The 12,071-nt window shown below is 38.8% G+C and carries 11 protein-coding genes; 6 read left to right on the top strand and 5 right to left on the bottom strand.

The features are described from left to right. Window positions 1-168 precede the first annotated feature (168 nt). Window positions 169-702: a GcrA family cell cycle regulator gene (locus V4B18_RS01040; protein ID WP_455476011.1), complete on the top strand. Its 534-nt coding sequence runs from the start codon at window positions 169-171 to the stop codon at window positions 700-702. Between the two features lie 166 nt (window positions 703-868). Here the strand turns inward: V4B18_RS01040 and V4B18_RS01035 are convergent, their stop codons facing one another. Genes V4B18_RS01035 through ccmA form a run of 5 tightly spaced genes read right to left on the bottom strand, consistent with a single transcriptional unit; the run spans window position 869 to window position 3,800 of the window. Then, window positions 869-1,474, bottom strand: a complete 606-nt coding sequence (locus V4B18_RS01035; RefSeq protein WP_455476010.1) for a DsbE family thiol:disulfide interchange protein — start codon at window positions 1,472-1,474, stop codon at window positions 869-871. Then, the gene (locus V4B18_RS01030; RefSeq protein WP_455476009.1) at window positions 1,449-1,700 is read right to left on the bottom strand and encodes a hypothetical protein; all 252 of its coding nucleotides are present in this window, start codon (window positions 1,698-1,700) and stop codon (window positions 1,449-1,451) included. Before V4B18_RS01030 ends, V4B18_RS01035 begins: the two co-directional genes overlap by 26 nt. Window positions 1,701-1,717: 17 nt before the next feature. Continuing rightward, entirely contained in the window at window positions 1,718-2,467 is a 750-nt protein-coding gene (locus V4B18_RS01025; RefSeq protein ID WP_455476008.1) for a heme ABC transporter permease, read from the bottom strand. Between the two features lie 45 nt (window positions 2,468-2,512). Continuing rightward, window positions 2,513-3,178, bottom strand: a complete 666-nt coding sequence (gene ccmB, locus V4B18_RS01020) for a heme exporter protein CcmB (RefSeq protein WP_455476007.1) — start codon at window positions 3,176-3,178, stop codon at window positions 2,513-2,515. Then, entirely contained in the window at window positions 3,156-3,800 is a 645-nt protein-coding gene (gene ccmA, locus V4B18_RS01015; RefSeq protein WP_455476006.1) for a heme ABC exporter ATP-binding protein CcmA, read from the bottom strand. Before ccmA ends, ccmB begins: the two co-directional genes overlap by 23 nt. Before the next feature lie 299 nt (window positions 3,801-4,099). Here ccmA and acnA point away from each other — a divergent pair, with 299 nt between their 5' ends. From acnA to recF, 5 genes are all read left to right on the top strand, one after another. Further along, on the top strand, window positions 4,100-6,787 hold the full coding sequence (acnA, locus tag V4B18_RS01010) for an aconitate hydratase AcnA (protein WP_455476005.1): 2,688 nt from the start codon (window positions 4,100-4,102) through the stop codon (window positions 6,785-6,787). 224 nt (window positions 6,788-7,011) lie between these two features. Continuing rightward, on the top strand, window positions 7,012-7,278 hold the full coding sequence (gene rpsT, locus V4B18_RS01005; protein ID WP_455476004.1) for a 30S ribosomal protein S20: 267 nt from the start codon (window positions 7,012-7,014) through the stop codon (window positions 7,276-7,278). A 702-nt stretch (window positions 7,279-7,980) separates the two neighbouring features. After that, window positions 7,981-9,567, top strand: coding sequence for a chromosomal replication initiator protein DnaA (dnaA, locus tag V4B18_RS01000; protein ID WP_455476003.1), 1,587 nt, complete (start codon window positions 7,981-7,983; stop codon window positions 9,565-9,567). A 194-nt stretch (window positions 9,568-9,761) separates the two neighbouring features. Continuing rightward, entirely contained in the window at window positions 9,762-10,883 is a 1,122-nt protein-coding gene (dnaN, locus tag V4B18_RS00995) for a DNA polymerase III subunit beta (protein WP_455476002.1), read from the top strand. Window positions 10,884-10,903: 20 nt separating this feature from the next. Continuing rightward, window positions 10,904-12,034, top strand: a complete 1,131-nt coding sequence (gene recF, locus V4B18_RS00990) for a DNA replication/repair protein RecF (protein WP_455476001.1) — start codon at window positions 10,904-10,906, stop codon at window positions 12,032-12,034. The last annotated feature ends 37 nt before the right edge of the window (window positions 12,035-12,071 follow it).

The following is a 12,071-nucleotide window of genomic DNA, read 5'->3' as shown; positions in this document are numbered from 1 at the left end:
ATCAGCAAGCGAAATTACGCTTTGATTTGTAACTTCCACAAATTGAGTGAGGTTTTTGTGCTCGGGTAGAGTATAAAGATTTTTTTCGACTTATTGAAAACATGATTAAGACCTTTGGAGGTGTAAAGGGGTGCATCTCAATGAGATAATCGAAATGGAGTACTGGTTATGGGTTGGACATATGAACGTGTTGAACTTCTTAAGAAGTTGTGGAGTGAAGGTTTAAGCGCAAGCCAGATTGCGGCTCAATTAGGAGGAGTTAGCAGGAATGCAGTGATCGGTAAAGTGCATCGATTAAAATTACCAGGACGTGGGAAAACAGCACAGGCAGTGTCACGCGTGCAAAAAACACTGGCGGGTTCTAATTTATCGGCTTCGCGGGTGCGTCGTACAACATCAACGATATTACCAACAAGTGTTGCACCTAGCAGTGCTGGAACAGCAACTTTAAAGGTGGCATTTGTGGCTGAGGATGTAACAGCAGTTGATATGCAAGAAAAATCAAATGTGGTTGTGCCTATATCGCGCCATCTTAATCTTTTGCAGTTGAGTGAAAATACATGTAGATGGCCAGTTGGAGATCCTTTGTCATCAGATTTTTATTTTTGTGGTGCTGATTCTGGTGAAAGTAGTCCTTATTGTGCTTTTCACGCCAAAATAGCGTTTCAGCCAATATCTGAAAAACGGAGAATAAGAGTATAATATTCGAGATGTCACTTGATGTTGACTTCTATATTTGATTATTGCGTACTAGTTTAAATATATAATCCGTATTAGAGGGGAATTTTACGGAAATGTATATTTGAGTATAAAAGTCCCTTTGCTAGATTTGCTCATCTGAGTTTTATCTTTCAACGTTACTGCATGATTATGTGCCGTTAAGAATTCTTTCTGTCATTATAGCCTTTTCGATTTGCGGTAAGATTTTTTTCTGATAAATTTGCCATGTTAAGGGACCGACATGTTTGGTAATGATAATGCCCTTTTTATCTAAGAGAAAGGTTTCTGGTGGTCCATACACTCCCCAATTAATGGCGGTATGTCCTAAAACATCAAAGCCAATAAATTTAAAAGGGTTGCCAAAAATCGTTAAAAAGCGTTTGGCATTCTCTTTGTTATCCTTGAAATTAATTCCGATAAGATCAAAACGTTGATCTTGTGCAATTTTCATAAGAAGCGGATGCTCTTGGCGACAAGGTAGGCACCACGATCCCCAAAAATTGATCAATGTTACACGCCCCTTAAACTGTTCTGAATCTAAATGGTTATCATTATTAAGTGAGGGAAGATTGATTTTAGGAGCGGATTTTCCAGCTAATGCATTTAGGGCAAAAGAAGTCTCCTTGGAGGACTTTCTACTCATAAAGCTGAAGAGAAGTATAATGATAAAGAAAAAAAGCAAAAAAAATCCAACTATACCGAACAAAATTGGAAGAAATATACCTTTTTTAGGTTTTTGAGGGATGATTTTCATTACATTTTTCTTTTTGAAACAATTCTTTTTCTTTTAATTGTCGCAGAATTTTTTTTTGGTATATGTTTTTGTAAAGGATGTATCCAAGAAAACAAAGAAGAGAAATTGTGGAAAGCATGTAGCTTAAAATAACAATTTGTCCATGATGAAGGGCGCTAAGAAAAAAGTCAATTTGCTGAGACAGGTTTCCTAAAAGTCCGCCTTGAGAACTATTTAAGTTGAGCATAGTAAAGAATCCTGATGTCATGCACGATGGGCTTTTTTAATTTGTAGTGTCCGAATATAACGACTATTGATTTCGTTTTGCATGGCTATCACGTATAACAAAACGAACATGCAAGTGAAACAAAGTATCATTGTTATGAGTGGCCATAACATAGTATAGTCGATTGTTGTTCCTCCTAAACGTAAAAGTGAGGCTGATTGATGGAGTGTATTCCACCAATTAACAGAAAATTTGATAATGGGGATATTCACAAATCCAATTAGTGTTAGAATTGCTGTGGCATGCGCAGCTTTTGTTTGGTTATGAAAAGCACGAGCAAGCATGATAATGGCAAGATAGATAAAAAACTGGATAAAAACTGATGTTAGTCGTGCATCCCATACCCACCATGTCCCCCATGTATGATGCCCCCAAAGAGCTCCTGTCATGAGAGCTAAGGCTGTGAAAATTGCTCCGATAGGTGCGCCACACTTCAGTGCTACATCAGCGAGCCGATGATGCCAAATCAAACTTCCTAGTGCGGAAACGCTCATTATTATATAACAAAAGGTAGATAACCATGCAAAAGGTACATGAATATACATAATCTTAACGGTGATCCCTTGTTGATAATCATCAGGAGAGTGTATAACTAGGATGAGTCCTAAGATAAGGAAGCACAATGTTATGATAGTTAGCCAAGGCAAAATAGCACTGCTTATTTCCATAAAACGGGGAAAGATTGTGGGAAGTGATTCCACTTTATGTACGCGAGATGTTTCCTTCATGGGTGTATAATATGCATGTTTTAGTTGTGCAGCAATCCTCTTTTACTATTCTGATAAATATCTAAGCGTTATAGCTGTCATAAAGGAGCTAAAAAGGCTTAAAAGGAGTGAAAAAGCGACGAGAAGAGCTAAGGCAACCAAAAAAGAGACGTTTTGATTTGTTGGAGCAGTAGCCGCTGAAATACCAAAGATCATGATTGGAATCACCCACGGCAAGATGATGATGAAAATGAGAAGAGTACTATGCAACAATGAAATTGCTAGTGCAGCTCCAACGGCACCAATAAAAATGATTGCTGGTGTTCCGCATAAAAGGGTGATTGTTGTCGTAAAAGTTGTGATTGCATCTAAATGAAGCATTAGTGCTAAAATAGGTGTCGCAAAAATAAGGGGAAGCATATTCCCTACCCAATGCGCAAGGCATTTGGTCAATATAATGAGCATTAGACTTTGTCTTTGTCCAGAGAGGATGAATTGATCAAGATTTCCGTCATCGCGATCAGTTTGAAAAAGTTTATTCAGATTGAGAAGCCCTGCCAGAAGAGCTCCGAACCATAATATACCTGGACCTATTTGCGCAAGAATTTTGGGGTTTGGCCCGATAGCGAAGGGGGTTATCACGATAATAGCAATGAAAAACAAAAGTCCTGTTAATGAAGAAGCTTGTGGCGCTAAGGTTAATTTAAGCTCACGCCAGAACAGTGCTTTCATGCCATTCTCTCCTAGTAGGTAAAAATTTTTCTAAGTTGATCCTATGATTTTCTGAAATGGCAAGTGGTATATGGGTTGCAGCGATAATCATACCACCTTGGTTTAGATGATGCTGAAAAAGATTAACTAAGATAGTTTGAGCGTGATTATCAAGCCCAGATATCGGTTCGTCTAAAATCCAAATGGGACGGTAGGATAACAAAAGGCGAGCAATGGCTACACGTTTCCTTTGTCCAGTAGACAAAACGCTAAAAGGTAAGTGTTCAAGCTCAGAAAGACCAATATCGGCAAGGGCTTCATGTGGGGTGCGCATGTGTTGTCCATAAAATGCTGACCAAAATTGCAAATTATTGATGACAGATAAAGGAGGTTTCATAGCATCTTGGGTGCTTAGATAATGACATGCAGTTGCTACAGGATACATTTGCCCGTTGTCTTCCAATATTATGTGACCTTCAGCAGCTTCAAAAAGGCCAGCAATGATTCGCAATAATGTGGATTTTCCAATACCGTTAAAACCTGTTATTGTCATAAGTTGTTGGGGAAATAAACAAAAAGAAAGACCTTGAAACAGAATTTTTTCATTTCTCTGCGCTGCCAGATCTCTGCCCGATAACACCATGTAGATTGCCTATTTTGCTTATTTTTCTATTATTTTTGTAATCTTTATTGCATAATTAAATAAAAAACACGTTTTTTATTTAATTATATCTAGAATAGTTCTATAAGTCATTATATTGCACCAGCAATTGGTGTAGAACGGTCTTTAACGCTGATTTCTTGATTTATCTTATGGGTAAGGCGGGGGAAAAATGAAAGGCGTAGGTGACTGCGTCTGTATTCAAGCTGTGATCTTGACTCATAGTTTGTGTTGTTTATTCCAGGAAATTGGGTCATTTGTAGTGTGAGGGTGGAGAGTTCATGTCTCAAATAGATAGCTTTAATTGTCGCAAAATTTTAAATGTTGGTGGCAAAGAATACACGTATTACAGCTTGCTTGAAGCAGAAAAAAATGGACTTCAGGGTATTTCTCGCTTACCGTTTTCGATGAAAGTTATTCTCGAAAATTTATTACGGTTTGAAGATGGTCGCTCAGTCAAGAAAGAGGATATTTTAAACGTTGCTAAGTGGTTAGATGACAAAGGCAGTGCAGGTGCAGAAATCGCTTATCGTCCCGCCCGTGTTCTTATGCAAGACTTTACGGGTGTTCCCGCTGTTGTTGATCTTTCTGCTATGCGTGATGCTATGGTTAAGCTTGGAGATGATGCTGAAAAAATCAATCCACTCATTCCTGTTGATTTGGTTATTGATCACTCAATTATTGTTGATAATTTTGGTAATCCCACTGCTTTTAAAAACAATGTTGAGCATGAATATGGTCGCAATAGTGAACGTTATCGTTTTCTCAAATGGGGACAGCAAGCTTTTCAAAATTTTCGTGTTGTTCCACCAGGGACAGGGATTTGCCACCAGGTTAATCTAGAATATTTGGCACAATGCGTGTGGATAAAGGATGAAGACAAGTGTCAGATGATTTATCCTGATACGTGTGTAGGAACTGATTCGCATACAACTATGGTAAATGGTTTGGGTGTTTTGGGATGGGGTGTTGGTGGCATTGAAGCAGAGGCGGCAATGTTAGGACAACCGGTTTCTATGTTGTTGCCTGAGGTTATTGGCTTTCGTTTAACAGGTAGACTTAAAGAAGGTGTTACGGCTACTGATTTAGTATTGGCGGTAACGCAAATTTTACGTAAGAAGGGTGTTGTCGGCAAATTTGTTGAGTTTTTTGGTCCTGGTTTGGAGCACATGACGCTTGCTGATCGTGCGACGATTGGGAATATGGCGCCTGAATATGGAGCAACATGTGGTTTTTTTCCAATTGATAAGGAAACGGTACATTATCTCAATATGACAGGGCGTGACGAAAACCGGATTGCCTTAGTGGAAGCATACTCTAAGGCACAAGGCATGTGGCATGACGAGACTGCATCTGATCCTATCTTTAGTGATACAATTGAATTAGATATGGGTAGTGTTGTACCTTCTATGGCTGGTCCTAAGCGTCCTGAAGGGCGTATTGCATTGGAAAATGTTGGACAAGGTTTTGAGGTAGCATTGATCAATGATTATAAGAAGACTGTTGGACAAGATGACCGTTATCGGGTTGAAGGTGAAAAATATGAGCTTGGTCATGGCGATGTTGTGATTGCTGCAATTACTTCCTGTACAAATACATCAAATCCAAGTGTTCTTATTGCTGCAGGTCTTTTGGCTCGCAATGCTGTGGCGAAGGGTCTTAAGAGCAAACCATGGGTTAAGACTTCTCTTGCGCCTGGTTCGCAGGTTGTTGAAGCCTATCTTATAAACTCGGGTCTCCAAAATGATCTGGATGCATTGGGTTTTAATTTAGTAGGTTTTGGTTGCACGACGTGTATTGGGAATTCTGGTCCTTTGTTACCAACTGTTTCTAAAACGATTAATGATAATGGTTTAATTGCTGCTGCAGTTCTTTCAGGAAATCGTAATTTTGAAGGGCGTGTATCGCCTGATGTGCAAGCAAATTATTTAGCTTCGCCGCCGCTGGTTGTTGCGCACGCCTTAGCTGGAACAGTACGTAAAGATTTGACCAAAGAGCCTCTTGGCAAAGATTTAGATGGTAAACCAGTTTATTTGAAAGATATTTGGCCAACTTCTAAAGAAATACAAGAATTTATCGAAAAGAATGTTACACGTAAGATTTTTGCTGAAAAATATGCAGACGTCTTTAAGGGAGATGAAAATTGGAAAAATGTTCAAGTTTCCACGGGTGTTACCTATTCTTGGGATGAGCAATCAACATATGTGCGTAATCCACCTTATTTTGATAATATGCAGAAGGTTCCTGAGGCATTATCAGACATTAAGGATGCGCGGATCTTAGGTTTGTTTGGTGATAAAATCACAACGGATCATATTTCTCCTGCTGGTTCCATTAAAGTTGATTCTCCCGCGGGAAAATATTTAATTGATCACGGTGTTAAAGTGGCTGATTTTAACCAATATGGAACACGTCGTGGGAACCATGAAGTTATGATGCGTGGAACTTTTGCTAATATTCGCATTCGTAATTTTATGCTAGGAGAAAACGGTCGTGAAGGGGGCTATACAATTCATTATCCGTCAGGGAAGGAACAAGCAATTTATGATGCAGCTATGGCATATAAGCGAGAAGGAGTTCCACTCGTTATTTTTGCTGGTATTGAATATGGCAATGGCTCATCCCGTGATTGGGCGGCTAAGGGTACTAACCTTCTTGGTATAAAAGCAGTGATTGCTCAATCTTTTGAGCGAATTCATCGTTCTAATCTTGTTGGTATGGGAATTGTTCCTTTTGTGTTTGAGGTAGGTACAAGTTGGAAGTCTCTTGGTTTAAAAGGAGATGAAAAGGTAACGATTGAAGGAATCCACGACCTAAAACCTCGCCAAAAAACCGAGGCTATAATCACTTTTGCTGATGGAACGGTAAAAACTGTTCCATTGTTATGCCGTGTCGATACTGAAGATGAGTTAGATTATTTGCACCACGGTGGCATTTTGCAATATGTTTTGCGGAATCTGGCTGTTTAAGAAGTATTTGTTTGGGGATTGTTTTTCGCTGTTAAAATGAGTATCAAGAAGTTGGATTGCAGGTTTTTTTTATGCCTATTTTTGAAAATTTAATTGACGTTAGATCTAGGAATGCGCTATAAACCCTCCGCAGTTATTAGCGGCTTTATAGCGTGGCTTTGTTTATGTTGGTAGAGATGCCGCTAAGGTTGTTACTACTAATGTGTTGAAAGAGAGATACATTTATGGCGAATACACCTTCGGCTCAAAAGGCGGTGCGTAAGGTCACAGCGCGTACAAAGGTTAATAAAGCTCGCCGTTCACGCGTTCGTACCTTTATACGCAAGTTTGATGATGCTTTAGCTAAAGGCGATAAGGCATCTGCAGAAGTAGCGTTTAAAGATTTTGAACCTGAAATTATGCGTGCAGTTTCTAAAGGGGTTTTTCATAAAAACACTGCGGCGCGAAAAGTGTCGCGTTTAGCAAAGCGTTTGAGGGCAATTAGCGCTTAAGCTTTTTTCATTTTGTTAAAAGTTAAGCCAGCATTCATTTGAATGCTGGCTTTTTTATTTTATTCATGTTTTGGAAAAAATATATCTCTTCAGATTAAGGAAGGAAAAATAGTAAGTTTTTTTTCTATTAATAAGTAGGGCGGATTCGTAAAATTTTTTATGGTTATCCACAAGCTTTATAAATTTTTACAGAGTCTTTTGTGTCAAGTTTTATTTATTTTTTTTTTTTATTTGGATAGATTCTTTATTATTGGTAAATTTTGAGAAAAAAAATGAGTTGAATCAAATGTTTTTCTCATTTTTTACTCATGTTAGCAAATTTATAGCGATTTTTATGGTCTTTTGATTTTATTTTGACCTCTTGCATTTTACTTCTGCTGTTTTGTATGGTCTTTATGGAGACTAAAAAAATAAGGTTCATAATTGAATGTGGGATGCTTTTTTAAAGTTGTATGAATCTTCATGTTGTATAGGTTCTTGACGCGTTTTTTATTTTCTTGGTTGATGTGTTTTTGTATTGAAGGATGTATCATACCGTGGGTGCAAGTAAATCTTATTGGTCATCTTTATGAGTTGGGTTGTGATGGGATTATCCTAGGGGAGGGTGAGTGATCTCAGTTTTTGGGTAAGGCGTATTTGTCTTCGCTAAGTTAATTTTAACTGTTTGGCGGGGCAAGGTTTTAGTTTTTATCGGGATGAAAGATGGTGGATAAATTGAACTCTAAAGCTAGTTCCTTTCAAAGGATTTCGGTGAATATCCTGTCAACAGAAAGAATAATAAACAGTGATATAATGGATATAACTGGAAAAATTGGTACAAGTGCTTCTGCGGAACAGGCGATTGTCTCGCAGGAGGAAGGTGCAGCGGCTTTCACGCGTGTGATGGCGCAGCTAAAAGCACAGGTTGGTATTGAGGCTTATACAAGTTGGTTTGGTCGTTTGAAACTTGCTGAATATAGTCGTAATCTCGTGAAGCTTTCTGTTCCTACAGCATTTTTGCGTTCATGGATTAACAATCATTATGGTTCTCTTTTGACTAATTTATGGAAACAGGAAAATGCAGCGATTCTTCGTGTTGAAGTTATTGTTCGTGGTATGAAACGTGTTTCAAAGAGTGTACCATGCGGAACAAATGTGGGTTCTGTTGCAAGTTCTGTTACTGTTCCTGAGGAGCGTGCTACTTCATCTTCTATTGAAAATTATCCAGAACATTCAGCAAAGGGGACGCAAGCAGGAGTTTTTGGTTCACCACTTGATTCTCGTTATACCTTTGAAAGCTTTGTTGAGGGTTCTTCTAACCGTGTTGCTTTGGCTGCAGCGCGCTCAATTGCAGAGGAACATAAAAGTGCTTTGCGATTTAATCCTCTTTTTATTCATGCTTCCGTTGGTTTGGGAAAAACACACCTTCTTCAAGCTATTGCAGCTGCAGCGCTGAGTCGCTTGACGCCTGCACGTGTTATTTATTTGACTGCTGAATATTTTATGTGGCGTTTTGCAACGGCTATTCGTGATAATGATGCTCTCTCTTTTAAAGAGCAGCTGCGTGATATTGATCTTTTGATTATTGATGATATGCAATTTTTGCAAGGAAAGTCGATTCAGCACGAATTTTGTCATTTGCTTAACATGTTGCTTGATAGTGCAAAACAAGTTGTTGTGGCTGCTGATCGTCCTCCAGCAGAATTAGAATCACTTGATGTTCGGGTTCGGTCTCGTCTTCAAGGAGGGGTTGCTCTTCAAATTGAAGCGCCAGATTATGAAATGCGTTTAAAAATGTTGCGCCAACGATTAAAGGCAGCGCAGCAAGATGATAATATGATTACAATTTCTGATGATGTTTTGGAGTATATTGCTAAGACAGTTTTAGGATCGGGGCGCGATATTGAAGGAGCATTCAATCAATTATTGTTTCGTCAATCTTTTGAGTCTGATTTATCTTTAGAGCGGATTGATGAATTATTAGGTCACTTAACACGTTCAGGAGAGCCTAAACGTATTCGAATTGAAGAAATTCAGCGTGCGGTTGCACGTCATTATAATATTTCCAAGCAAGATTTATTGTCTAATCGTCGGACGCGTACAGTTGTGAAGCCGCGGCAAGTCGCGATGTATTTGGCAAAAATGTTGACACCACGCTCATTACCAGAGATTGGGCGTCGTTTTGGAGGACGTGATCACACAACAGTTTTACATGCTGTGCGTAAAATTGAAGATTTAGTTTGTGCTGATCAGACGTTAGCTAAAGAGCTTGAGTTGCTTAAGAGATTAATTGGAGAGCAGGCTGTATAAGTTTTAGCTATTTCTCTGTTATTGGAAATGTAAAAGAGAAATGATGAGGCGCGGTTATTGTTTTCTTATATAGTCGCTACTTGCCATTTCAACAGAGGTTGAATAAGGTTTTATAGATGATTCTTTTAAGTGGGTCGGTTGTTTTTAATTTAAGGGATTTCTGTAATTCTTAGTAAATTATAACGGGTATTTTTATGCGCATTACAGTTGATCGCAATCAATTTTTTAAGTCGCTTGGTCGTGTTCACCGTGTGGTTGAGCGTCGTAATACTATTCCTATTTTGTCCAATGTGTTAATTGATGCAGACAGTGACAGTGTACAATTAAAAGCAACGGATCTTGATTTAGAGGTTACAGAATCATTTGTGGCTAATGTTGAGCAAGCTGGAGCGATAACCGTTCCAGCACACTTGCTCTATGATATAGTTAGAAAGCTTCCTGATGGCAGTGAGATTGTATTATCTATTGATGCGGGTCAGGCGAGTACAATGTCTGTTGTTTCTGGATGTGCGAATTTTAAGCTTCAGTGTCTTCCAAAAGCGGATTTTCCAGAGTCGCTTCCAGGCCAGTTTGGTTACTGTTTTTCTTTATCAGCATCAGATTTAAAGCGTTTACTTGATTGTACACAGTTTGCTATTTCTACTGAAGAAACGCGCTATTATCTTAATGGTATTTATTTTCATGTCATTGATGACGGTGTTTTGAAGCTGCGTTTAGTTTCTACAGATGGCCACCGCTTAGCGCAAGTTGATATGGAGGCACCTTCAGGTATTGATGGTATGCCAAGTGTTATTATTCCTCGTAAGACCGTAGGAGAGTTGCAAAAGCTTCTTTCAGAGGAAATTAATGGTGATGTGCAGATAGAACTATCAGAAACGAAAATTCGTTTTTCTATAGGATCTTTGATTTTTACATCAAAGTTAATTGATGGAACTTTTCCAGAGTATCAACGTGTTATTCCTCTTGGAAATGATAAAAAATTGGTCGTCAATAGACAGGATTTTTCTTCTGCAGTTGATCGTGTTTCAACAATTTCGAGCGATCGTGGACGTGCAGTGAAATTAACAATTGAGCATGGGCAATTAAGACTTGTTGTTAATAATCCTGATTCGGGAAGTGCAGAAGATCAATTAGCTGTAACTTACACATCTGATCCGCTTGAGATAGGGTTTAATTCACGTTATCTTTTGGATATCGCTGGACAACTTTCAAGTGATGAGATGGTTTTTATGCTAGCTGAGGCTGGAGCGCCAGCTCTTATTCGTGATGATGGTGATGCAGATGCGCTTTATGTGCTAATGCCTATTCGCGTTTAAGGACGGTTGTTTTGCGGTGCATGGTTAATCATGTGCACAAAGTAGCAGTGAGGCAGCTAAGGTTGACGCATTATCGCAATTATCCTTCCTTTAATATTCATTTTTCAGGTCAACATGTGGTTTTTACTGGTCATAATGGTGCTGGTAAGACAAATCTTTTAGAGGCGTTATCTTTTCTCTCTCCTGGTCGTGGTTTGCGGCGTGCAGCTTATTCTGATATTAGCTCTACAGATAGTGGAGGTGAAGGATTTGTTGTGTTTGCTCGTCTTCAATGTGATCTTTATGGTGAAGTGGATATTGGTACAGCTTTAGAAATTAGTGATAATAGTCGAAAAATACATATTAATGGTGTAAGTGAGACAGGTGATTGTTTAGCGGATTATTGTCACATTAGTGTACTGACTCCCTCTATGGATGGTCTTTTTACAGGTTCTTCACTTGAGCGCCGCCGTTTTTTAGATCGTATGATTTTAGCTATTGATCCTTTGCATGGTCGTCGCATAGCTGATTATGATAAAGCTATGCGCGCGCGCAATCGTTTATTTTCAGATGGAAATGAAGATCATGCTTGGTTTGATGCTTTAGAAATGCAAATGGCAGAATTGGCAACAGCTATTGCTGCGGCGCGTATTGATGTTATTGAACTTTTGAATGATATGTTTGCACAAACGTTAATTCATACACCTTTTCCTCGAACTTTTTTGCAAATTGATGGTTTTTTAGAAACAATTCTTAGTAAAGTATCAGCGGTTGAAGTTGAGGAGCAGTTTTATAATCGGTTGCGGCGTAATCGTGCAATAGACCGAGCTGCAGGGCGGACATTAGAAGGGCCGCATCGCACAGATTTACAGGTTTTTTATGCTGATAAAAATATGGCTGCAGCGTCTTGTTCTACAGGTGAACAGAAAGCTTTGCTGACAGGTTTGGTTTTGTGTCATGCGCGTTTAGCAGGCATGATGTCTGATAAAGCGCCTATTCTTCTTCTCGATGAAGTGGTGGCTCATCTTGATTCTTATCGGCGTGTTGCCTTATTTGATATTCTTGATGATTTAGGTGGGCAAACATTTATGACGGGAACTGATCGCATTTTATTTGACGCATTAAAAGGACGAGCAGAGTTTTTTGAAATTAAAGCTGGAGCTTTGTCATAGTAAAGATATGATAAAAATTTCAAAGGTAATAATTTAG

The organism is Bartonella sp. B17 (assembly GCF_053795755.1).
Note: the sequence above shows the minus strand (reverse complement) of the source record. Positions and strands in the feature narration are given on the sequence as shown.

Coding starts and splice junctions, on each gene's coding strand:
- V4B18_RS01040 (WP_455476011.1), top strand. CDS start 169: ATGGGTTGGACATATGAACGTGTTGAACTTCTTAAGAAGTTGTGGAGT.
- V4B18_RS01035 (WP_455476010.1), bottom strand. CDS start 1,474: ATGAAAATCATCCCTCAAAAACCTAAAAAAGGTATATTTCTTCCAATT.
- V4B18_RS01030 (WP_455476009.1), bottom strand. CDS start 1,700: ATGCTCAACTTAAATAGTTCTCAAGGCGGACTTTTAGGAAACCTGTCT.
- V4B18_RS01025 (WP_455476008.1), bottom strand. CDS start 2,467: ATGAAGGAAACATCTCGCGTACATAAAGTGGAATCACTTCCCACAATC.
- ccmB (WP_455476007.1), bottom strand. CDS start 3,178: ATGAAAGCACTGTTCTGGCGTGAGCTTAAATTAACCTTAGCGCCACAA.
- ccmA (WP_455476006.1), bottom strand. CDS start 3,800: ATGGTGTTATCGGGCAGAGATCTGGCAGCGCAGAGAAATGAAAAAATT.
- acnA (WP_455476005.1), top strand. CDS start 4,100: ATGTCTCAAATAGATAGCTTTAATTGTCGCAAAATTTTAAATGTTGGT.
- rpsT (WP_455476004.1), top strand. CDS start 7,012: ATGGCGAATACACCTTCGGCTCAAAAGGCGGTGCGTAAGGTCACAGCG.
- dnaA (WP_455476003.1), top strand. CDS start 7,981: ATGGTGGATAAATTGAACTCTAAAGCTAGTTCCTTTCAAAGGATTTCG.
- dnaN (WP_455476002.1), top strand. CDS start 9,762: ATGCGCATTACAGTTGATCGCAATCAATTTTTTAAGTCGCTTGGTCGT.
- recF (WP_455476001.1), top strand. CDS start 10,904: ATGGTTAATCATGTGCACAAAGTAGCAGTGAGGCAGCTAAGGTTGACG.